At 72.0% G+C, this 22,606-nt stretch carries 17 protein-coding genes; 8 read left to right on the top strand and 9 right to left on the bottom strand.

Annotated elements, in window-relative coordinates; genetic code table 11:
• A partial coding sequence (locus AB0H37_RS26780) for a thiamine pyrophosphate-dependent enzyme (RefSeq protein WP_360615987.1) occupies positions 1–309 on the top strand: 309 nt, incomplete at its 5' end.
• Positions 310–336: 27 nt separating this feature from the next.
• A complete protein-coding gene (locus AB0H37_RS26775) occupies positions 337–1,818 on the top strand; it encodes a CoA-acylating methylmalonate-semialdehyde dehydrogenase (protein WP_360615985.1) in 1,482 nt (493 codons plus the stop codon).
• Here AB0H37_RS26775 and AB0H37_RS26770 read toward each other — a convergent pair.
• From AB0H37_RS26770 to AB0H37_RS26750, 5 genes are read right to left on the bottom strand one after another with little or no spacing between them, the layout of a single operon-like run.
• A complete protein-coding gene (locus tag AB0H37_RS26770) occupies positions 1,792–2,442 on the bottom strand; it encodes an isochorismatase family protein (protein WP_360615983.1) in 651 nt (216 codons plus the stop codon). The two genes, AB0H37_RS26775 and AB0H37_RS26770, sit on opposite strands and share 27 nt — an antisense overlap.
• A complete protein-coding gene (locus AB0H37_RS26765) occupies positions 2,439–4,340 on the bottom strand; it encodes a hydantoinase B/oxoprolinase family protein (RefSeq protein ID WP_329089750.1) in 1,902 nt (633 codons plus the stop codon). Before AB0H37_RS26765 ends, AB0H37_RS26770 begins: the two co-directional genes overlap by 4 nt.
• Entirely contained in the window at positions 4,340–6,403 is a 2,064-nt protein-coding gene (locus AB0H37_RS26760) for a hydantoinase/oxoprolinase family protein (RefSeq protein WP_360615981.1), read from the bottom strand. The genes AB0H37_RS26765 and AB0H37_RS26760 overlap by 1 nt, the downstream gene beginning before the upstream one ends.
• 20 nt (positions 6,404–6,423) lie before the next feature.
• Positions 6,424–7,647, bottom strand: a complete 1,224-nt coding sequence (locus AB0H37_RS26755) for a CoA transferase (RefSeq protein WP_360615979.1) — start codon at positions 7,645–7,647, stop codon at positions 6,424–6,426.
• The gene (locus tag AB0H37_RS26750) at positions 7,648–8,367 is read right to left on the bottom strand and encodes a GntR family transcriptional regulator (RefSeq protein ID WP_329089756.1); all 720 of its coding nucleotides are present in this window, start codon (positions 8,365–8,367) and stop codon (positions 7,648–7,650) included.
• Positions 8,368–8,479: 112 nt separating this feature from the next.
• Here AB0H37_RS26750 and AB0H37_RS26745 point away from each other — a divergent pair, with 112 nt between their 5' ends.
• On the top strand, positions 8,480–9,373 hold the full coding sequence (locus AB0H37_RS26745) for a hydroxymethylglutaryl-CoA lyase (protein WP_329089758.1): 894 nt from the start codon (positions 8,480–8,482) through the stop codon (positions 9,371–9,373).
• Positions 9,374–9,397: 24 nt separating this feature from the next.
• Here the strand turns inward: AB0H37_RS26745 and AB0H37_RS26740 are convergent, their stop codons facing one another.
• Together AB0H37_RS26740 and AB0H37_RS26735 are read right to left on the bottom strand one after the other, a co-directional pair.
• Positions 9,398–10,747, bottom strand: coding sequence for a TrpB-like pyridoxal phosphate-dependent enzyme (locus AB0H37_RS26740; protein ID WP_329089760.1), 1,350 nt, complete (start codon positions 10,745–10,747; stop codon positions 9,398–9,400).
• Position 10,748: 1 nt separating this feature from the next.
• Positions 10,749–11,033, bottom strand: coding sequence for an acyl carrier protein (locus AB0H37_RS26735; protein ID WP_329089761.1), 285 nt, complete (start codon positions 11,031–11,033; stop codon positions 10,749–10,751).
• 529 nt (positions 11,034–11,562) lie between these two features.
• Between AB0H37_RS26735 and AB0H37_RS26730 the strand changes: the two genes are divergently transcribed.
• The 4 genes from AB0H37_RS26730 to asnB are packed head-to-tail and all read left to right on the top strand — an operon-like array spanning position 11,563 to position 16,960.
• On the top strand, positions 11,563–12,741 hold the full coding sequence (locus AB0H37_RS26730) for an acyl-CoA dehydrogenase family protein (protein WP_329089762.1): 1,179 nt from the start codon (positions 11,563–11,565) through the stop codon (positions 12,739–12,741).
• On the top strand, positions 12,738–14,303 hold the full coding sequence (locus tag AB0H37_RS26725; RefSeq protein ID WP_360615976.1) for an amino acid adenylation domain-containing protein: 1,566 nt from the start codon (positions 12,738–12,740) through the stop codon (positions 14,301–14,303). The genes AB0H37_RS26730 and AB0H37_RS26725 overlap by 4 nt, the downstream gene beginning before the upstream one ends.
• On the top strand, positions 14,300–15,097 hold the full coding sequence (locus tag AB0H37_RS26720) for an alpha/beta hydrolase family protein (RefSeq protein ID WP_360615974.1): 798 nt from the start codon (positions 14,300–14,302) through the stop codon (positions 15,095–15,097). The genes AB0H37_RS26725 and AB0H37_RS26720 overlap by 4 nt, the downstream gene beginning before the upstream one ends.
• A gap of 39 nt (positions 15,098–15,136) precedes the next feature.
• The gene (asnB, locus tag AB0H37_RS26715) at positions 15,137–16,960 is read left to right on the top strand and encodes an asparagine synthase (glutamine-hydrolyzing) (protein WP_360615972.1); all 1,824 of its coding nucleotides are present in this window, start codon (positions 15,137–15,139) and stop codon (positions 16,958–16,960) included.
• 28 nt (positions 16,961–16,988) lie between these two features.
• Here the strand turns inward: asnB and AB0H37_RS26710 are convergent, their stop codons facing one another.
• Both AB0H37_RS26710 and AB0H37_RS26705 read right to left on the bottom strand, forming a co-directional pair.
• Positions 16,989–18,620: an AMP-binding protein gene (locus tag AB0H37_RS26710; RefSeq protein WP_360615970.1), complete on the bottom strand. Its 1,632-nt coding sequence runs from the start codon at positions 18,618–18,620 to the stop codon at positions 16,989–16,991.
• A 212-nt stretch (positions 18,621–18,832) separates the two neighbouring features.
• Complete coding sequence (locus AB0H37_RS26705) at positions 18,833–19,372, bottom strand: dihydrofolate reductase family protein (RefSeq protein WP_360615968.1); 540 nt, start codon at positions 19,370–19,372, stop codon at positions 18,833–18,835.
• A gap of 125 nt (positions 19,373–19,497) precedes the next feature.
• Here AB0H37_RS26705 and AB0H37_RS26700 point away from each other — a divergent pair, with 125 nt between their 5' ends.
• A complete protein-coding gene (locus AB0H37_RS26700; protein WP_360615966.1) occupies positions 19,498–22,353 on the top strand; it encodes an AAA family ATPase in 2,856 nt (951 codons plus the stop codon).
• Positions 22,354–22,606 lie beyond the last annotated feature (253 nt).

Genomic DNA, 22,606 nt, shown 5'->3' with positions numbered 1-22,606 from the left:
CACCGCCTGCGCACCCCCACCGGCCTGGACGGCGACCCCATCCCCCTCGACCTCGCCGCCAACGCCGCCAGCCTCGGCGCCGACGTCATCCGCGCCGACGACGCCGACGGATTCAGAAAGGCGCTCCGCCGGGCGATCGCGTCGCCCCGCACGACGGTCGTGCACGTGGAGACCGACCCCCTGGTCGCGGGGCCGGGCAGCGAGGCGTGGTGGGACGTCCCGGTCGCCGAAGTCTCCGCGCTGGACGGCACACGGCGGGCACGCGCTCGCTACGACGACGACAAGAAGACCCAGCGCCGTTACCTCTGAAGCGCCGTTACCTCTGAAAGGAACCCGATGCGCTCTATCCAGCACTGGATCGGTGGTGTCCCCGTGGGCGGGAGCACCTCGGCCGCCGTCCACGATCCCGCGACGGGCCGGCAGGCGGGCGAGGTCGTCCTCGGGCGGCGCGCCGAGGTGGACCTGGCGGTGGGGACCGCGGCACGAGCGTTCGAGTCGTGGTCCGAGGTGTCGCTGAGCCGGCGGGCGCAGATCATGTTCGCACTGCGCGACCTGCTGGAACGGCACGAGGACGAGCTGGCCCGCCTGGTCACCGCCGAGCACGGCAAGGTCCTGGACGACGCGCGCGGAGAGGTCGTGCGGGGGCGGGAGGTCGTCGAGTTCGCCTGCGGGATCGCGCAGGTGCTCAAGGGCGAGTACTCCGACCAGGTGTCGTCCGGGGTGGACGCGTTCTCGTTCCGGCAGCCGCTCGGCGTGTGCGCGGGGATCGTCCCGTTCAACTTCCCGGTGATGGTCCCGCTGTGGATGCACCCGATCGCCATCGCGTGCGGCAACACGTTCGTGCTCAAGCCGAGCGAGCGCGTGCCCTCGGCGTCCAACCTGATCGCCGAGTTGTACGCGCAGGCGGGGCTGCCGGACGGGGTGTTCAACGTGCTGCACGGCGACCGCGAGACCGCCGACGCGCTGATCACGCACCCGGGCGTCGCGGCGGTGTCGTTCGTCGGGTCCACGCCCGTCGCGCGGCACGTCCACGAGGCGGCGGGCGCCGCGGGGAAGCGTGTGCAGGCCCTCGGCGGCGCGAAGAACCACGCGGTGGTCCTGCCCGACGCCGACCTCGACCTGGCCGCGGACCAGATCACGGCGGCGGCGTACGGATCGGCGGGCCAGCGCTGCATGGCGATCTCCGTCGCGGTCGCCGTCGGGGCCGCCGCGGACCCGCTGATCGAGCGGCTCGCCGGCCGGGCCCGCGCGATCAGGGTCGGACCGGGCGCCGACCCGGCGAGCGAGATGGGGCCGCTGATCAGCGAGGCGGCGCGGCAGCGCGTCACCGGCCATGTCGAGGACGCCGAGCGGGCCGGCGCGAAGCTCGTCGTGGACGGGCGCGGCGCGACCGGCCCCGGGTTCTTCGTCGGCCCCTGCCTGCTCGACGGCGTCGCCACCGGCATGGCGGCCTACCAGGAGGAGATCTTCGGCCCGGTCCTGCTGGTGCTGCGCGCCGAGACGCTCGACGAGGCGATCGCGCTGATCAACGCCAACCCCTACGGCAACGGGACGGCGATCTTCACCTCGTCCGGGGAGGCGGCGCGGCGGTTCCAGCGGGCCGTGCACGTCGGGATGATCGGGGTGAACGTCCCCATCCCGGTGCCGATGGCGTTCTACTCCTTCGGCGGCTGGAAGGCGTCCCTGTTCGGTGACACCCACGTCCACGGGGCCGAAGGGGTGCGCTTCTACACGCGCGCCAAGGCCGTCACGTCCCGGTGGCCCGCCCCCGTCGTGGCCGACGGGGCGTCCTCAATGGCCTTCCCCACGGCCCGATGAGGACCCGCGCACGGTGGTGAGCGCCTCGTCGAGGGACAGGACGTCGGCGTACTTGGCGCCCAGGTCCAGCAGGTTCGCCTCGTGCAGGCGGCGGTCCCGGTCGCCGCAGGCCTCGTCCACCACCAGCGGGCGGAACCCGTGCTGCAGCGCGTCGGTCGCGGTGGCGCGGATGCAGCCGCTGGTGGTGAGCCCGCAGATCAGCACGGTGTCGATGCCGGACGCGGTCAGGGTGGCCGCCAGGGACGTGCCGTGGAACGCGCTGGCGTACTGCTTGGTGACCACGGTCTCGCCCGGACGGGGGGCCGCCCCCTCGGCGAAGTCGCCGAGGGGGCTCCCTTCCTCGAACACGCGGAGCGCGGGAATCTTGCGGCGGAACAGGCCGCCGTCCGCGCCGCCCGGCTGGTACTTCACCCGCGTGAACAGCACGGGCAGCCCGGCCGCCCGGCCCGCGTCGACCAGGGTCACGGCGGCGGCCACCGCTTCCTCGACCGGGGCGCGCAGCGGCGACCCGTCCACCAGGTAGGCGCGGACGAGGTCCACGGCCAGCACCGCCGGCGACCGGCCGCAGCCGAGGCCGCGGCCGAACCCCGAGGCGCGGTAGCCGGCGGCGAGGTCGTCGCTCACCGGCGGTCCCGCAGCGCGGCGGCGGACCGGACGTCGACCGGCGGGCGCGGCGCGGGAAGGCCCGTCTCCTCCTCGCAGCGGGCGAGGATCTCCGCCAGCGGCGGGCCCATGTCGAAGACCGGGATCTCCGTCCGCTCCTCGGCCATCCTCGCCCGCAGCAGGCCGGTGGCCTCCTCGTCGAGGACGCCCTCGGCGGTGCAGACGACCCCGTAGCCGGCGCGGGCGCCGTCCGCGGTGACCAGGCCGCGCAGGACCTCCAGCGCGACCAGTTCGGCGGGACGGGCGAGGGGGTCGCCCCATCCGCCGCCGCCCCAGGTCACGAAGTGCAGGACGTCCCCGGGCCCGACCACGACGTCGTGGATCTTGCTGGGCAGCACCTCCCGGGTGCCGTCCGCCCGCTCGATCCACTTGCGGCCCCGCTCGCCCGGACGCCCGCCGTTCACCCCCCACGGGTAGGTGAGCCAGCGGTCGTCGTGGATCGCGATCGTGCCGGGCTCCTCGAAGCAGTACGCGACGTCGACCCCGTTGCCGCCCCGGTGCAGGCCCGCGCCGCCGGAGTCGGCGATCGTCTCCCACCGCTCCACGCGCAGCGGGTAGTACGACTCCAGGTACTCGCAGGGGATGTTGACGAACGACGGCCACAGCGAGTGCCCGTCCGGGCCGTCCCCGACGGGGCGTCCCGGCACGCCGCCGAACCCGATCGAGTACAGCTGGAACCACTCGCCCTCGCGCGGCCCCGAGCCGTAGTGGCCCGAGTACATGAAGTGCGGCGAGGACGAGAAGCCGGCCGCGTTGAGGATCTCCGGGTTGGTCTGGCCGAGCAGCCCGCCGAACAGGTCGAACACCCGGCCGATGCCGTGGTTGCGGGCGTTCAGCGCGGCCGGGTGGCGCGGCTTCCAGAACGAGTCCTCCGGGATCGTCACGTCGATCAGCGGGTAGAAGCCGTCGTTCCAGAGGATCTGCGGGTCCGCGACGGTGATCACGTAGATCCCGAAGAACATCCGGACGAGGTTCTCGTTGATGAAGTAGTTCACCGGTCCGACGGCCTGCGGAGCCGCGTGGGAGAAGTCCAGATGGATCTTCTCGCCGGTCCGGGTGAGTGAGATCTTCAATTCGTACGGGCCGTACCCGCAGCCGTCGTCGCAGATGTAGTCGGCGAACTCCAGCGTCCGGCCGTCCTCGAAGAGGGTGGCCAGCAGGACCTTCATGGCCTGGTAGTTGCGGTCGAGCAGGGCGTCCAGCGCCGACAGGTAGGTCTCGACGCCGAACCGGGCGCACAGTTCGGAGACCCGCCGGGCGGCCGTGGTGCACGCGGCGACCAGGCCGTTCAGGTCGGCCCGGTTCCAGTCGGGCATGCGCACCTGGTTGAGGATGATGCGCAGCGCCGGCTCGTTCAGCCGGCCGCCCTCGTACAGCTTGAACGGCGGGACGACCACGCCCTCCTCGTAGATGGTGCGGGCGTCGGCGGGCATCGAGCTGGGCGTCTTGCCGCCCACGTCCGACATGTGCCCGAACATCGAGGACCAGCCGACCAGCCGGCCCTCGTGGAAGATCGGCACCACCAGCAGCCAGTCGTTGGCGTGGCTGATCGCCGCGCCGCACGCGTACGGGTCGGACGTCATCAGGATGTCGCCCTCGCCGATCGTCCCGTCGAAGTTCTCCAGGAAGTCGGGCACCGAGAGCCCGAACTGGCCGACGACCATCTTCCCGGACGGATCGGCGATCAGCGGGAACTCGTCGTGCTGCTCGCGGATGCCCGGGGACAGCGCGGTGCGGAACAGCACCTCGTCCATCTCGTGGCGGGCGTTGCGCAGCGCGTTCTCGATGATGTCCAGGGTCACCGGGTCGACGTCGACGCGGCCGGCCGGCGCGGTCGCGGTCTGCAGGATCTCGGCCATCAGCCCTCCTCGTTCAGCGGACGGATCAGCAGGCTGCCGCTCGGGTGCACGGTCGCGGCGTGCCCGGCCAGCACGAGGGTGGTGGAGTCCATCTCGACCACCACGGCCGGTCCGGCCACGACGTCCCCTGAGAGCAGCCGGGAACGGTCGTAGATGCGGGCGGACGTCGTGGCGCCGTCCATCCACACCTCGGTCTCGCGGACGAGCGCGGCGGACGGGTCGCCCGATCCCTCGGGCAGCACGCGCCAGGCGACCTCCGGGCGCGGCCCGCTCACCGTGACCCGCAGGTTGATCACCTCGCGTTCGTTGCCGAGCAGGAAGGAGAACAGCCGCTCGTGCTCGGCGTCGAACGCGGCGCCGAGCCCGGCCAGAAGGTCGCCGTCGACAGTGGCACGGTCCAACTCGACCGGGATCTCGAAGCCCTGCCCGTGGTAGCGCAGGTCGATCTGGTACGTCGCGGTCTGGCTCTCGCGCGGCACGCCCTCCGCCTCCAGCCGCCCGGCGGCGGCGTCGGCCAGTTCGGCGAGCGCGGCGCGCAGCTCGTCGTCGTCGAGGGTGGAGAAGCGGCGCACCATGGTGCGGGCGCTCTCGTCGCGCGGGCAGGTGGTCGCGTCCCCGTAGGCGCACAGGACGCCCGGCGACGGCGGCACGATCACCGGCCAGGAGCCGGTCAGCCGGCCGAGCGCGTTGGCGTGCAGCGGGCCCGCGCCGCCGAACGACATCAGCGCGAAGTCGCGGGGGTCGTAGCCCTGCCGGACGCTGATCAGGCGGAGCGCGCCGAGCATGTTCTCGTTGACGATGTCGATCACGCCGGCGGCCGCCGCCTCGACGCTCGGCAGGCCCATCGCGTCGGCGACGGAGCGCATCGCCTTGCGGGCGGCCTCGGCGTCCAGGGCGATCTCCCCGCCGGCGAGCCGCGTCGGAAGGTGGCCGAGCACGACGTTGGCGTCGGTCACGGTCGGGTCGGTGCCGCCGGCCCCGTAGGCGGCCGGGCCGGGGTCGGCGCCCGCCGACTGCGGGCCGACCCGCAGCGCCCTGGTCAGCTCCGGGACGTGGGCGATCGAGCCACCGCCCGCGCCGACCGTGCGGACGTCCACGCTGGTGGCGCGGACGGTGAGGTCGCCGACGGTGGTCTCCCGACCGATCCGGGGGCGCCCGCCGAGCACCAGCGCCACGTCGGTGGACGTGCCGCCCATGTCGAAGGTGAGGAAGTCGGGGAACCCGGCCTGCTCGGCGAACCAGACCGCCCCCGTCACCCCGCCGGCCGGGCCGGACAGCAGCAGCGACACCGGGTCCTCGGCCGCCTTGGCGGCCTTGGTCAGCCCGCCGTCGCTGCGCAGCACCGACAGCGGCGCGTCGATCCCGCTGCCGCTCAGCGACCGGTCCAGGTTGCCCACGTAGCGGGACACCTCGGGCTGCACATAGCTGTTCGCGACGGTGGTGACGGTGCGCTCGTACTCCCGCATCTCCGGAAGGACATGGCTGGACAGCGACACCGGCACCCCGGGCAGCTCCTCGGCGGCCAGTTCGGCCACCCGCCGCTCGTGCGCGTCGTTCGCGTAGGAGTTGATCAGCGAGACCGTCAGCGCCTCGATGCCGGCCCCGCCGAGCCGCCGCAGCTCAGCACGCGCGCGGTCCTCGTCCAGCGGGGCGACGACCGTGCCGTCGGCGGCGATCCGGCCAGGGATCTCTACGGTGTGCTCCAGCCGGGCCAGCGGCTCGGGCTTCGGCCAGATGATCCAGCCGGCGAGGCCCCCGGGGACGAACGACCGGCCGATCTGCAGGACCTGCCGGAACCCCTCGGTGGTCACCAGCCCGACCCGCGCGCCCCGGCCCTGGAGGATCGCGTTGGTCGCCACGGTGGTGCCGTGCAGGACGTGCGCCACCTCGTGCATCCCGATCCCGGCGTCCCGGCACACCTTGCGGATGCCGTTGAGCACGCCCTCCGACTGGTCGGCCGGAGTGGACGCCGTCTTGGCGCGGTGGCTGACGCCGGTCCGCTCGTCGACCAGCAGCACGTCGGTGAACGTGCCGCCCACGTCGACGCCCAGTCGATAACCCATCTGCTCTCCTGGTGCTGTGCTCAGATGACGCCGCGCTCCGACAGCGCGGCGATCTCGTCTTCTGGTAGGTCCAGGAGGCCGCCGTAGACCTCCCGGTTGTGCTCGCCGAGCCCGGGGCCGGGCCGGCGGACCGACCCCGGGGTCTCGCTGAGCCTGGGGAACGCGTTGTGCATCGGGAGCTCGCCGAAGTCCGGGTGGACGAGGCGCACGATCGCCTCGCGGGCGGCGAAGTGGGGATCGTCGAACATGTCCTTGGCGGTGTAGATGCGGCCGGCCGGGACGCCGCCGGCGTGCAGCCGCTCCAGCAGGTCCTCCGTCTCGATCCGGGCCGACCAGGCCGAGATGATCTCGTCGAGCTCGGCCATGTTCCGGCCCCGGTCGGCGTGCCCGGCGTACCGGGGGTCGGCGCTCAGTCCGGGCCTGCCCATCGTCCTGGCGAGCCGGCCGAACACGGTGTCCTGGTTGGCGGCGATCAGGATCATCTCGCCCGACGCGGTCGGGTAGACGTTGCTGGGCGAGACGTTGGGCAGCACGGACCCGGTCCGCTCGCGCTGGTACCCGGCGACCGCCCACTCGGGCAGCAGCGACTCCATCATCGCCAGCACCGCCTCGTAGATGGCCGAGTCGACGACCTGGCCGCGTCCGGTGGCGTTCCGGTGGTGGACGGCGACGAGCGCGCCGATCGTGGCGAACACCGCCGCCAGCGAGTCGCCCAGCGAGATCCCGGCGCGGGCGGGCGCTCCGCCGGGATCGCCGGTCACGTAGCGGATGCCGCCCATCGCCTCGCCGATCGACCCGTACCCGGCGCGGGGGGCGTAGGGGCCGGTCTGCCCGAACCCGGACACGCGCACCAGGACCAGGCCGGGGTTCGTCTCGCGGAGCCGGTCGAAGTCCATGCCCCAGCGCTCCAGCGTGCCGGGCCGGAAGTTCTCGACCACGATGTCGGCGCGCTCGATGATCCGCCGGGCGAGGTCCTGGCCCTCGGGGGTGCGCAGGTCGCAGGTCACCGACTTCTTGTTGCGGGCGACCACCGGCCACCACAGGGACTTGCCGTGCGGCTTCTCCCGCCCCCACTGGCGCATCGGGTCGCCCGCGCCGGGCGACTCCAGCTTGATCACTTCCGCGCCGAAGTCGCCGAGCAGCTGGCCGCAGAACGGTCCGGCGAGCAGCTGCCCCATCTCCACGACGCGGAGGTCGGCGAGCGGGCCCCTGGCGTCCGGCGCGGCGCCGTCGTGCGTTGACATCTAGCCGGTCCTCGTTTCCGTGTCGTCGTTCCGGTTGCTCGGGTCGTTCCGCTTGCTCGGATCGTCCCGGCCGTCCGGGGCGCGGGCGGCGCGCAGGAGCACCGCCTTCGCGGCGAGCACGTGCGCCCGCATCACCGACTCGGCCCACGTCCCGTCGCGGGCGCGCAGCGCGGCGGCCAACTCCCGGTGGTGCGCGGAACTGCGGGCGAGGTCGGCGGGGGAGTAGCGGTGGAAGGTCCGCATCACGAGCGGGAGCTGCACCACCGCGTTGAGCATGGACACGAGGCGGCCGCTGGAGGCGGCGGCGCGGACAATGTCGTGGAACTCGGCGTTGAACTCGGCGACCCGGTCCAGGTCCTGGCCGGGGCCCGGTTCGACGGCCGCCTCCATCAGGCGGCACAGCTCGTCCATCCGGTCCAGGTCCGCGGCGGTCACGCGGGTGGCGGCGCGACCCGCGGCGGCGCTCTCCAGCAGCATCCGCAGGTCGTAGATCTCCTCCAGGTCCTCCGGCGTCCAGTCCGGGACCCGCGCGCCGCGGTGCGGCAGGACCTCCACCAGGCCCTCGACCTCCAGCCGCCGCAGCGCCTCCCGGACGGGCGTCCGGCTGGAGCCGGTGGCCTCGGCCAGCTCGGCCTCGCCGAGTCGTGCCCCGGGTGGGTGGACGCCGGCCAGGATGTCGGCGCGCAGCCGTGTGTAGACACGGTCCACGGCACGGACCATCCGAACCTCCCTCGGTCGATTGCATGCAACATAGGCGGAACGTGAGCCTTGACACAAGAGACTTCCCAGGACAATCCTGCAGATGACTCCAGATTGCATACAAAGGAAGCTCATGGTCGAACTCATCGAGGTGGCGCCCCGGGACGGGCTGCAGAACGAGTCCGCGGTCCTCGCGACCGCCGACAAGGTGCGGCTCATCGAGCGCAGCGTCGAGGCGGGACTGCGGCGGATCGAGGCCGTCAGCTTCGTGAACCCGAAGCGGGTGCCGCAGATGGCCGACGCCGAGGCGGTGATGGAGCGGCTCCCCAGGCCGGAAGGCGTCGGCTACGCGGGGCTCGTCCTCAACCGGCGCGGGCTCGACCGCGCGCTGGCCGCCGGCGTCGACGAGATCAACGTCGTCGTGGTGGCCACCGACGAGTTCAGCCGCCGCAACCAGGGCTGCACGGTCGAGGAGGGCGCCGCGGCCTGGGCCGCCATCGCCGCGGACGCCCGCGCCGCCGGCGTCCGCCGCACCGTCACGATCGCCGCCGCATTCGGCTGCCCCTTCGAGGGCGAGGTCCCCGCGAGCCGCGTGCTCGACCTGGTCCGTCGGGTCGCCGAAAGCGAACCCGACGAGATCGCCGTGGCCGACACGATCGGCGTCGGCGTCCCCGCCCAGGTCCGCGCGCTGCTGACGGGCGCCGCCGGGATCGCCCCCGGCGTCCCGCTGCGCTGCCATTTCCACAACACCCGCAACACCGGCTACGCCAACGCCCTCACCGCGCTCGACTGCGGGGTGAGCGCGCTGGACGCGAGCGCCGGCGGCTTCGGCGGCTGCCCGTTCGCGCCCGCCGCCACCGGCAACATCGCGACCGAGGATCTGCTGTACGCCCTGGACCGCTCGGGCGTCGACACCGGCGTCCGGATGTCCGCGGTCGCCGAGACGGCGGCCTGGCTGGGCGAACGCCTCGGCAAGCCCGTCCCGGCCCTGCTCGGCCGCGCCGGCCCGTTCCCGGCCGCCCCCTGATCGGCACCGCGCGGCACGCGGGCGTCACAGCGATTCGATGAGGCGCAGGGACGCCTTGATCTCCTCGTCGGTGGGAGCGACGTCGACGGTCTCTCCGGAGAGGTGGCTCTCGTAGGCGCCGAGGTCCAGCAGCCCATGGCCGCTGAGACCGACCAGGACGACCCGCTCCCGGTCCTCTTCGCGCGCTCGTACCGCCTCGTCGATCGCGGCGGCGACGGCGTGGGCCGATTCGGGGGCGGGAACGAGCCCCTCGGCCTTGGCGAACGCGGCGCCGCTCTCGAAGACGCGGCTCTGGGAGTAGGAGGCCGCCTCCACCATGCCGTGGTCGTACATCGCGCTGACGATCGGGGCGGCGCCGTGGTAGCGCAGCCCCCCGGCGTGGATGTGGTAGGCCGTGAACGTGTGCCCGAGGGTGTACATCTTGACCGCGGGAGTCACACCGGAGTAGTCGGTGTAATCCATCATGTAGCTGCCCCTGGTCATCTTGGGGCACGCGTCGGGCTCGACCGCCAGGAACCGCGTCCCGGTGTTCTCGGTCAGCGCCGCCCGGTAGAAGGGGAAGGTCAGGCCGGCGAAGTTGCTGCCCGCTCCCATGGCGCCGATCACGACATCGGGGAACTCGCCTGCCAGCTTCATCTGCAGCAGCGCCTCCTCACCGATGACCGTCTGGTGCATCAGGACGTGGTTCTCTCCGCTGCCGATCGAGAAGCGTGCTTCCCTCCGGCCGTTCGCGTACTCGATCGCCTCGGCGTTCGCGATCCCGAGGGTGCCCGGCGACCGCGGGTCGGCGCGCAGGGCGGCCCTGCCCACCTCCGTCCTCGTGCTGGGACTCGGGATGACCTCGGCGCCGTTCAACCGCATCAGGGTGCCCCGGTACGGCTTCTGCTCGTAGCTGGACCGCACCATGAAGACGGTGCACGCCATGCCGTACGGGTGGCATGCCATCGCGAGCGCGGTGCCCCACTGGCCCGCGCCGGTTCCCGTCACCATCTCCCTGACGCCGGACCTGCCGTAGTAGAAGGCCTGTGCGAGCGCGGTGTTTATCTTGTGGCTGCCGGACGGGCTCGTGCCTTCGTACTTGACGTAGATGTGCGCCGGGGTGTCGAGGGCGCTCTCCAACCTGGACGCGCGGAAAAGGGGCGTCGGGCGCCAGCGCTGGTATTCGGACCGAACGGGGCCGGGGATCTCGACGTAGCGTTCACGGCCGATGCTCTGGCGGTACATCGACAACGGCAGTTGTGGCTGCAGCGGCGCCGCGTCGCCGCTTCTCGGCGGAGCCGGCCGCGCCGGGGGCACCTCGATCGGAAGGTCCGCGAGTATGTTGTACCAGTGCGTGGGAACCCGGTCCCGGTCCAGTTCGAAAGCCTCGCGCATGTTACGCTTTTCCGCCCTCCGCCTCGATGATTCCGCTGATCATGTCGACGAGGCTTCCCACGTTCCTCAGTTCCGCGAGCATGACGTCCTCGTCGTCGATCTCGATGCCGAACTCCTTCTCGATCTCCACGAGGGTGTGCAGCAGGCTCAGCGAGTCCATTCCCACGATCGGCGAGTAGAGCGAGACCTTCTCGTCGAGCCGCTCGGGAGTGATGTCCAAATCGAGAACGCGGATCATGATGCTTTTGATCCGCGCCGCCAGGTCCACGTTGTTGGCACGATCCATGGCATGCACCTCGTCTGGGCGTCGGCCCGGGAAAGGTAAAGGCGAGTCGGCTCGGCGGGAATCGATATTCGCGGATCGAGGGTGCCCGCTAGGGGGAACGGCGCATCGTTTACCGGCGACCTGGCCGTCCGAACCTCGGTTCTCGCCGACGAACCGGTGGCGGGCCGTCCATGGCCGGAACGTTTTCCGCTTCGATTGGTTGACGGTCCGTACCGTACGACAGGCGCCCAGGGGGCGCAAGAGGCCGTACGGAGCTCCCCGCAGAGCCCATTTGGCAGAAGTTGGGCTTTTCAAGATCGCTTCACGGATGCACAATGACAGCGATCGGTGCGGCGCGGCCGGGTTTCCCGTGGCCGCCTGGCGGACCGGAGGGGCGACGCTTGCGATTCCGCGCGGTAGTGGCACCGTCACGCCAATGTGCAGCCCGTGCGTCGCCGGGTACACGGCCGTGACGCCGCTGTTGTAAAGCAGGCGGTCATCCGGCGATTCTCGATATGGCATGACATCCCGCTTGGGGGATTGGAGAGCCATGCGGTTCGAATGGGACGGTGGCCAGGACGGGCTGTACCGCGTTTTCCGCGCGTTCGGCGAAGAAGCGCTGAGCAAGGACGTGACCGAGCGGGACAGGGCCGGGGTGTTCGGCCGCGACGATTGGTCGCGCTGCGCCGAACAGGGCGTGCTCGGCCTGATCCTGCCGTCCGAGTACGGGGGATCCGGATGCGGTCCCCTCGACTACGTGCACGCGATGGAGGGGCTCGGCCACGGCTGCCTCGACAACGGCCTCATGATGGCGATCGGCGCCCACATCCTGGCCGTCGAGGTGCCGGTGTGGAAGTTCGGCGACGAGGAGCAGCGGCGCAGGTACCTGCCCGAGCTCGCCGCCGGCCGCCTCATCGGGGCCAACGCGATGACCGAGCCGGGAAGCGGGTCGGACGCGCTGGCGCTCGCCACCACGGCCGAGCGCGACGGCGACTCCTACCTTCTGACCGGACGCAAGCGCTACGTCACGAACGCGCCGGTCGCCGATGTCTTCATCGTGTACGCGACCGTCGACCCGGAGCTCGGATTCACCGGCGTCACCGCCTTTCTGGTGGAGCGGGGCGATCCCGGCGTCTCGGTGAAAGAGCAGGCCGGGAAGATGGGCCTTCGCACCGCCCGCTGGGGAGAGGTCGAGCTGGACGCGTGCCGGATTCCCGCCTCTCGGCGGCTCGGTGCCGAGAGGCAGGGATCCGCCGTCTTCGCGCGGACGATGGCATGGGAGCGGGCGCTTCTCCTGGCACCGTGGCTCGGCGTCATGCAGCGCGAGATCGAGGAATGCACGCGCTTCTGCCGGCGGCGCCGCCAGTTCGGCAAGCACATCGGGAGCTACCAATCGGTCTCCAACCGGATCGTCGACATGCGGATCCGCTGGGAGATCTCCCGCATGCTCGTGCGCCGCGCCGCGGCGGAACTCGACGGCCCGCAGGCGACCATCTTTCCCGAGGTCGGCAAGTTGTACGCGAGCGAGGCGGCAGCGGAGATCTTCACCAGCGCGATGCAGGTGTACGGGGCGCTCGGCTATTCCTCCGAAGGGCGCGCCGAACGCAATCTCCGGGACGCCCTCGGCATGACGATCTCGTCGGGCACGTCGGACATGCAGCGAGTGATCATCTCCGGGAAGCTCGGCCTCGCCTGGCCGGACACCGGGGGAGGCGGGGAGGAAAGGTGAACGGTCTCGGCGACTGCCTGCGCCATTGGGCCGCAAAGCGTCCGGAGGCTCCGGCGGTCGAGTTCCAGGGCGAGGCGATCACCTACGGCGAGCTGGATCGGCGCAGCTCGGCACTGGCCCGGACGCTGATCGACGGCGGAGTCGTTCCCGGTGACAGGGTCGCCTTGTGGCTGCACAAGTCGATCGAGTCGGTCATCGCCGTTCACGGAGTGCTGAAGGCCGGTGCGGCGTACGTGCCCATCGACCCGAGTGCGCCCTTCAAGAGGGCCGGCCACATCATCGCGCACTGCGAGGTCGCCTGTGTGATCGCCCAGGACGACCGGGTCGAATGGCTGCGGAAGAACTCCTCCTGCCGGATCGTGTCCGTCGGCCCGGCGGCGGACGCGTCCGTCATCGGCTGGGAGGAGGCGCTCGCCGCCGTCCCGGCGAAAGACGCGCGCGGACCGCTCCCCGATCTCCACGGCCCGGCCTTCATCCTCCATACCTCGGGATCGAAGGGCGTCCCCAAGGGCGTTGTGCTCTCCCATGGCAATGCTCGCGCGTTCGTGGAATGGGCGGTCGCCGAATTCGGCCTGGGCCCCTCCGACCGCGTTTCCAGCCACGCGCCCCTGCACTTCGACCTGTCCGTGCTGGATCTGTTCGCGACGTGCATGGCGGGCGGCTGCGTGGTGCTGGTGCCGGAGAGCCAGGTCGGGCTCGGGGGCGCCCTCAACAGGTTCGTCGTCGAGCAGCGCATCACCGTCTGGTACTCGGTCCCCGGCGCGCTGACCCGGATGCTCGCCGCGAAGAACAGCGGGCTGCTGGCCGGGTCGCGGCTGCGGGTCGTCCTGTTCGCCGGTGAGACGTTTCCGATCGCCCGGCTCCGGCAACTGCACTCGCTCATCGCCGATGCGGACTTCTACAACCTCTACGGCCCGACGGAGACCAACGTCTGCGTCTTCCACCGCGTCCGCGGGTCGGACGTCACGGAAGAGCGCCGGCACCCCGTGCCGATCGGACGTGCCTGCCCGTACGCGGCGACGTTCATCGTCGACGCGGCCGGACGCCCGGTGGCGCACGAGCCGGCGGCGTCCGGGGAGCTTTGCGTCGCCGGGGACTCGGTGATGCTCGGCTACTGGCGGGACGACGACGAGACGGCGGCGAAGACGGTGCGGATTCCCCGGGACGGCGCCGAGCCGCTGGACGCGTACCGGACCGGGGATCTGGTCCGGCTCGACGACGAGCTGAACTACGTGTTCTGCGGCCGTGAGGACGACATGGTGAAGGTACGCGGGCACCGTGTCGAGATCGGTGAGATCGAGGCGGTCCTGTCGGCCGCGGACAATGTCCGGGAGGCCGCGTGCGTCGCGGTCGACGACGGCACCGGGGAACGGGTCATCGAGGCGTACCTGGTGCCCGAGGCGCCCCCGCTCGATGTCTCCGCGGTGCGCCGGCACTGCCTGACCGAGATCCCTCGCTACATGGTTCCGGAGCGGTTCCATGTCAGGACCGCGTTCCCGGTCACCGGCACCGGGAAGATCGACCGGAAGCGGCTGGGGGAGACCCGGGCGGATCCGCGATGAAGGTCCTGACGGAGACCTGGCGGAGCGAGTCGATCGGCCGGGAGAAGTCGGTGAACGTCCTTCTGCCGTCCAGGTACTCGTCGGCCGGCCGAGCTTTTCCGGTGCTGTACCTCCTTCACGGCTTCGGAGGGAACCGGAGCACGTGGCTCCAGTGCGACGATCTGTCGACCGTTGTGGATTCGGCCGGGCTGGTCGTGGTCCTCCCCGAGTCCGGACGCTCGTGGTTCATCAACGACGCGCGGGGGCGGCGCTACGAGGACTACCTGGTGGAGGAGGTCGTCGGCCACGTCGATGACGCTTTCAACACCGTGGCGTCCCGGGACGGGCGAGGCATCGGAGGGTTCTCCATGGGCGGGGCGGCGGCCCTCTACCAGGCGCTGCGGCACGGTGAGGTGTTCTCGGTCGTGTGCAGCAACGCCGGTGCCTTCGAGGCCCCCCTGCGCGAAGGCGATCCCTACGGCCACCTGCGGGACGGGCAGAGGCTGGCCATGCCGACCACGAGGGACCACGAGCGCGTCTGGGGGCCGGTCGGCAGCGAGGTCCGGCGCGAGTACGACCCGTACCGCGCGGTCCGGGACCGGGACGCGAAGTACCCGATCGACGTCCATCTCGACGTCGGCCTGGACGACTATCCCCGGATGATCGACATGAACCGGAGAATGCGCGAGGCCCTTGCGGCCAGTTCCGTTCCCCACCGGTACCGGGAACGGCCCGGCGGGCACGATTGGGAGTTCGTCAACGCCGGCCTTCCCGATCTCTTCGCGTTCGCGCGGAGCCGTCTCCTTTCCGCCTGATCTGCGCGCACCACCAAGAGGACAACGGAAGGAGCGCACGTGTGTGGCATAACCGGATGGGCCGACTGGACGCGGGACCTCTCCCAGCAGGGCCCCGTCGTGACCGGCATGACGCGAACGCAGGCCCCGCGGGGCCCGGACGACGAGGGGACGTGGCTCTCCCGCCACGCCGCACTCGGCCACCGGCGGCTCGCCGTGATCGACATCGAGGGCGGGCGGCAGCCCATGCTGCGCGAGGGGCGCGGCGGCGAGCCGGTCGTCATCACGTTCAGCGGCGAGATCTACAACTTCCACGAGCTCCGTGCGCAGCTGCGTTCGGCCGGCTGGTCGTTCAGCACCCGATCGGACACCGAGGTGCTGCTGACGGCCTATCTCCAGTGGGGCGCGGATCTCGTCACGCGGCTCAACGGAATGTACGCGTTCGCCATCTGGGACGAACACGCGCGGCAACTGCTTCTGGTGAGGGACCGGCTCGGCATCAAGCCGCTCTACTATGCCCGGCTGGGCGACGGAATCATTTTCGGCTCGGAGCCCAAGGCGCTGCTGGCCCATCCCGAGATGAAGGCCGAAGTGGACCTGGAGGGCCTCGCCGAGTTGACGGCCGTCCCGCGCGCGAGGACGCCCGGCCACGCCGTCTACCGCGGGATGCGGGAGCTCAAGCCGGGATGCCTCGTCGTCGCCGACCCCTCCGGATGCCGCGAGAGCCGGTACTGGCAGGTGGAGGCCCGGCCCCACACCGAGGACTTCCGCACGACGACGGCCGAGATCCGCTCCCTGCTCACCGACATCGTCAGGCGCCAGGTCGTGGCGGACGTGCCGGTCGGCACGCTGCTGTCCGGAGGGATCGACTCCAGCGCGATCACGGCCCTGGCCGCCCGCGAGTTCGAGGGAGAGCTGACCAGCTACTCGGTGAGCGTCCCGGCGCCCGCCCGGCCGGGGAGCGACCTGTGGCGGCCCAGCCCGGACGAGCCGTACGCGCGCCTGGTCGCCGACCGGCTCGGCCTCAAGCATTCCGTGGTCCAGGTCGGAACCGACAGCCTCGTCGAGGGGATCGACCGCGGCCTGCGGGCGCGCGACCTTCCCGGCTGGGGCGATCTCGACATCTCGATGTACCACCTGTTCCGCGGGGTCCGGGGAGGCTGCACGGTGGCGCTGTCGGGGGAGTCCGCCGACGAGATGTTCGGCGGCTACACCTGGCAGGTCGACGACAGGTACGTCCGGCACACGTCGTTTCCCTGGATGTACGCGCGTCGCCAGCCGCAGTTCCTGCTCCGCGAGGAGGTGAGGCGCGCGATCCGGCCGGAGGAGTACGAGGCCGACCGCTACCGGGAGGCGCTGGGGGAGGTCCCGCACCTGGACGGCGAGGACCGCACCGGACGCAGGCAGCGGGAGGTGTTCTACCTCGGTCTGACCCGCTGGCTGGGCGCGCTGCTGGACCGCAAGGACCGGATGAGCATGGCCGTCGGCCTCGAAGTGCGGGTCCCCTTCGCCGACCACAGGCTCGCCGAGTACCTGTTCAACGTGCCCGCGGAGATGAAGGCCGACGGGGGGACGGAGAAGGCGGTGCTGCGCCGGGCGTGCGCGGACCTGCTGCCGGAGGAGATCGTCAACAGGCCCAAGAGCGCCTACCCGGCCAGCCGGGACCCCGGCTACGTCGAGACGCTGAAGAACCTGGTCATCGAGACGATCGACGAACCGGGAGCCCCGCTCTTCGACCTCATGGACCGGGCGAAGGTCCGCCAGGCGGTCACCTCCGACCTGGACGCGCTGCCCGGCCCGATCACCGCCCGTACCTCCGCGATCGGCCTGTCCTACCTCCTCGAACTGAACCGGTGGCTCACCCGGGTCCGCGTCGTGACGTGACGCCGGACGGCCGCGGGCGCCGCGGCCGTCATCGTGTCCGCTCCGCTCGCGAGTAGCGCCGGCGCAGGTCCTCCTTCCGGATCTTCCCCGTCGCGGTCGTGGGCAGGACCTCCAGGAGCTCCAGCCGCCGCGGCCAGTACGCCTTGGTCATCCCGGCCTCGTCCAGCGAGCTCTGCAACTCCTCCAGGGTGACCGGGGCGGTCGCGGAGACCGGCGCCACCACCGCGCAGATCGTCTCGTCCTCGTGCTCGTCGGGAAGGCCGATGACCGCGACGTCGCGCACGCCGGGGTGCCTGCCGATGATCGACTCCAGGTCGGTGACCGGCGCGATGTTCGCGTTGCGCAGGATCATGTCCTTGGCCCGGCCGGTGATCCGGATGCCGCCGCGACCGTCCGGTCGGGCCAGGTCGCCGGTGTTGAACCATCCGCCCTCATCGAGGTCGGCCGCGTACAGCTCGTCCCGCCGGTAGTAGCCGAGGCACTGCGTCGGCCCCCGCACCCACAGCACGCCCTCGCCCTCGGTGCGGTCCGACACGGGGTCGATCCGCAGCTCCATGTCGGAGATGGGGCTCCCGTCGCTGTGGGCGGCCCAGTCCTCGGGGTCGTCCGGACGGGTGATCGTCACCGGCCCGTTCTCGGTCATGCCCCACAGCGAGTACAACCGGAGCCCGAAGACGCTCTCGGTCTCGCCGATGAAGTAGGGGGGTATCGGCGCGGAACCGCTGACCAGCCACGCCAACGCGGGCAGGGCGCGCGGCGCGGACCGCTGCTCCTTGATCAGGCTCAGCAGGTAGAAGGGCGCGCAGTAGAAGAACGTGACCCCCTGGCGGGCCATGAGGTCGAGAGCGTCACCGGGGTCCTTGGCGTCCTGGAACGCCATCGTGCCGCCCAGCGCCAGCGGCATCAGCATGCCCTGCACGACACCGGTGTAGTGCGTGTAGAGCGCGGTCGTGTACATGACGAGCGTCTCGTCGAGGCCGAAGGTCTCCGCCTCGCCGCGAATGGCGGCGTACAGCGTGTTCTGGCTGTGCAGGACACCCTTGGGATCGCTCGTCGTGCCCGAGGTGAACAGCACCAGGTACGGGTCGTCGGGACCGAGCTCCCGCTCGTCGAGCAGGTGGCCGTGCCGCTCCTCCCATGCGGTCCCGAAGAAGAAGGACTCGAAGTCCTCGGTGCCTTCCGGCCCCTGGCCGTCCGCGACGAACACGCGTTCCAGGGACGGCAGCTCCGCGGCCAGTTCGGCGCCCAGTTCGCCCAGCCGGTCGCCGTTGTCCTCCTCCATGGTGACGAGGACCCGCGCCTCGGTGACGCGCAGCATGACGTCGAGCTCGCGGCGCCGGTAGGTCTTCATGAGGGGGCAGTACACGACCCCGGCCCGGATGCAGCCGAGCGTGATCGCGGCGAGCTCCCACCGGTCGGTGAGCTGGGCCGCGAACACGTCTCCGGGGCGCAGCCCGAGCTCGACCAGGGCGCCGGCGCACCTGTCGGCGGCGGCGGCGAGCCGCTCGTAGTCGAGCCGGTGCGTCCGACTGTCGGACTGGCGCCGGGTGACCACCGCCGTCTTCCCCGGCCTGTCGCGCACATGCCGCCGGAGGTCGTCGAGAAACGTCTCGTCCCGCCACCAGCCGCGGTCGCGGTAGTTCGCGGAGGTCATGGCCATGTCTGCACCACCGTCACATCTTCGGGAAAGGTGGACCCGTCCGCGCGGAATTGGAGATCAACATAACCCGAATTCCGCTACCGTCACCACCCTCGGCGCCATGCGTTGATTGCGGTGACGCCTTTATCGGCGACACGGCGGGACGCTCCCGAGACGGCCGGCGCAGCGGCCCGTTCGACGGGCCACCGCGGTCCCGCGCTCCTGTCACCGGGTCAGTCGCGGTCGCGGACCAGGGTGTACCGGTGCTCGACGGAGCCGTCCGGGAAGGTGCGGGAGCCGGCGAGCTGAAGGGGGGTGGTGGCGCTCTTCTCCAGGGTCAGACGGAGGCCGTCGCCGAGCAGGACGGGCATGACGACCACGCCGAGTTCGTCCAGTGCGTCGATGTCGCGGAAGGCCTGGACGGTCTGCCGGCCGCCGACCAGATGCACGTCGCCGGCGAAGTCCGCCTCCCGCATGAGGCGGAGCAGTTCGGCCGGGTCCGAGGCGGACACGACCTCGGCCGGCGTCCCTTCCGGCAGAGGCCGGCTCGTCAGCACGAAGACCCGCAGGTTCGGCCACGGCCAGTGCGACGACCCGACCGCGGGCGCGAAGGTGTTGCGGCCCATGACCACCGCGCCGCAGTCGGCGATGAACTCCGGATGGCCGTGCGAGACGCCGGACTCGAAGTCCGGCGCGGTCAGGATGGTGGGCAGCCCCTCGGCCGATGCGATGAAACCGTCGACGCTGACGGCGATGTGCGTACGGATGCGCATGAGGTGTCCCTTTCGGTCTGGTGTCCGTCCAGGATCTCGGGCGCGGGGACCGGGCACATTGGGCTGATGCCCAAGGCGAACCGGCGACCTCTCTTTAGATTTCGGGCACGGGCTATTCTGTGGCCATGGCGAGCCGTTTGGTGAGCCCGGTTCTGGTGGGCAGAGGGCCGGAACGTGCGGCACTGCTCACCGCGCACGGCGAGGCCCGGCATGCGGCGACCGTGGTGCTCGTCGGCGGCGAGGCCGGCATGGGAAAGACCAGGCTGGTGCGGGAGTTCACGTCCGGACTGGGCTCCTCCGCGCGCACGGTGGCGGGCGGGTGCACCGACCTGGGCGTCGACGGGCCGCCGTTCGGTGCCTTCGTGACGGCCCTGCGCCGGCTGGTGCGGGCGATGGGCGTCCCCGCGGCGACGAGCCTGCTTCCGGGCGGCGGCCGGCGCGGGCTGGCCCGGCTGCTGCCGGAGCTGGGCGAGGACGACGGGGATCCGGACCGCGCCCTCGGCCGTGCCCGGCTCTTCGAGGAGGTCCTGCTGCTGCTGGAGGGCGGTGCGGCCGACCGGCCGCTGGTCGTGGTGCTGGAGGACCTGCACTGGGCCGACCGGTCCACCGGCGAACTTCTGGCCTTCCTCGCGCAGAACGTCAGCGGTCCCGGCCTGCTGCTGGTCGGGACGTACCGGCCCGACGAGATCACTGCCACGCATCCGCTGCGGCCGCTGGTCTCGCGCGTGGAGAACGTCCACCGGATCGCGCTGACCGGGCTCCCCCGGGACGCGGTGGCGCAGCAGGTCGGCGCGCTGCTCGGCCACGAGCCCGACGAGCCGCGGGTGGAGCGGATCTTCCGCCGCAGCGGGGGGAACCCGCTGTTCGTCGAGGCGCTGGTGGACGCCGGGGACACCCCGGCCCGGTCGCTGCGCGAACTGCTGCGGACGGACGTCGAGCGCCTGCCCGAGCCGAGCCGGCGGGTCGTGCACGCGGCCGCGGTGGCGGCCGGGCCCGTGGACCACGGCCTGCTGGCCGCGCTCACCGGGATGGACGACCTGGAGTTCGAGGACGCGCTCCGGCCGCTCGTGCGCCGGAGGTTCCTGGACGTGGTCGAGGGCGGGTACGCCTTCCGCCGCGACCTGATCCGCGAGGCGGTCTACGACGGGCTGCTGCCCGGCGAGCGCGTACGGCTCCACCGGCGCTGCGCCGAGGCGATCAGCGCCGACCGGCGGCTGGTCCCCGCCGATCGCGCACCGGTCGAGATCGCCGTGCACTGGCACGCGGCCGGCGAGGACGCCCGCGCCGCCGAGGCCGCCTGGCGGGCCGCCGAGTCGGCCGGCCGCGCGTACGCGTACGCGGAGCGCCACCGCATGCTCGACCGCGTTCTGCGGCTGTGGGACCGGTTGCCGGACCTGCCGGACCGGATCGGCGCCGACCGGTCCACGGTCATGGAGATGGCCGCCGAAGCCTGCCTGAACGCAGGTGAACTGGACGCCGGGATCGCGGTGGCGACCGCCGCGCTGGACGGGTCGCCCGACCCCGAGCGCGCCGCCGCGCTGCTGGAGACGCGGGCGGCGCTGCGCGACCGCAACGGCGAGGATCCGCTGCCCGACCTGATGAGGGCCGCCCGGCTGCTGCCGCCCGCCCCGCCCACGGCGGTGCGCGGCCGGGTGCTGGCCGAACTGGCCACCGCCCAGCGCAACCACCGTCGGCTCGCGCCGGCCCGGGCGTCGGCCGAGGAGGCACTGGAGATCGGGCGACGGACCCACGACCGCGTCGTCCAGGCGAAGGCGCTCGTCACGCTCGCCGCGCTGGCCGCGGCGAACGCGGACCTGGCGACCGCGAGCGACCTGTTCGGCCAGGCCGCCGCGGCCGCCTCCGACGCCGGGGCGCATGACACCCGGCTCCTCGTGGCGGTCACCGAGTCGGACGCCCTGGAGGCCGCCGGCGAGCACGCCCGCGCGGCGCAGGTCGCGCGAGAGGGCATGGCCCTCGCGGACGGCCTGGGACTGGGCCGTACCCGCGGCACGCTCCTGGCGCCGAACCTGGCGGAGTCGCTGCTCTCGCTCGGCCGCTGGGCCGAGGCGAGCAAGGTCGACCGGAACGCGCTGAGTCTGGCGCCGCCGCCGCTCTACCAGGCGTACCTGCGGGTCATCCAGGCGACCGTCGACCTCAGAACGGGACGCCTCGACCGGGCCCGGGCGGCGGCCGGGCAGGCCAGGGCCGCCCTGCGCGGCAACAGCCGCGGCGAGGAGTCGTGCCTGGAGCCCGACCTGCTGGACTGCAGGCTGGCCCGGGTCACGCAGGACGCCGGCGCGGTGACCGCGATCATCGGCCACGTCCTGGACGACCACGATCTGCTGGTCAGCCCCCGGTACGGCTGGCCTCTGCTGCTCGCGGCCGCGCAGGGCCTGAACGACCACCGGCGGGGCGGGGGCCCGATGGAGCGGCTGATCACCTGGAGCGGGAAGCTCACGGTCACCGGCCGGCTCCAGCGGGCGTACCGGGTGACGTTCGACGCCGAGACGTGGCAGGACGGCCTCGACGCGTGGCACCGGGCGACGGCGGCATGGCGCGATCTGGAGCAGCCGCACGCCCTGGCCGAGACGCTGCTGCGCGCCGGCCGCGCCGCGTTGTCCGCCCGGGACAGGAAGCAGGCCGCCGTGCTCCTGGCCGAAGCGGCGGCGATCGCGGCCGACCTCGGGGCGGCACCTCTGCGCGCCGAGGTCGAGAAGCTGGCCAAGCGCTCCCGGCTGCCCGCCGGCGCGACCGCCTCACCCGCCCGGCGGGAGACCCCGGCCGGGCTCACCGGCCGCGAACTCGAAGTACTGGAACTCCTGACGGCCGGCCTGAGCAACCGCCAGATCGGCGAGCGGTTGTTCATCTCCGCCAAGACCGCCGGCGTCCACGTGTCGAACATCCTGGCCAAGCTGACGGTGACGACCCGTCTGGAAGCCGCCGCCTGGGCCCACCGAACCCGCCTTTTCGACCAGCGGTGACCGCCGTCCCGCAAAGCGACCGCTTCATCGCGATGCCGGAAAGGGCCTGAAGCCGGCAGGCGGGTGCGGGGGAGCAGAGGGGCCGGCGGCAGGTCGAGGAAGCCGGACCGCGCCCTCGGCGGACGCCGGAATGCGGCGGCGTTAAAGATGCGTTAAGCGCGGCGTCCTGCGCGCTAAGAACGCGTCAACGGCTCGGGGAGATGCCGGGAAAGTGCCGTTTACTTCCTGATGCACCCCCACAGCGGGTGCGGGT

Source organism: Actinomadura sp. NPDC023710, from assembly GCF_040639875.1.
GTDB classification, from domain to species: Bacteria; Actinomycetota; Actinomycetes; order Streptosporangiales; family Streptosporangiaceae; genus Spirillospora; species Spirillospora citrea.
Note: the sequence above shows the minus strand (reverse complement) of the source record. Positions and strands in the feature narration are given on the sequence as shown.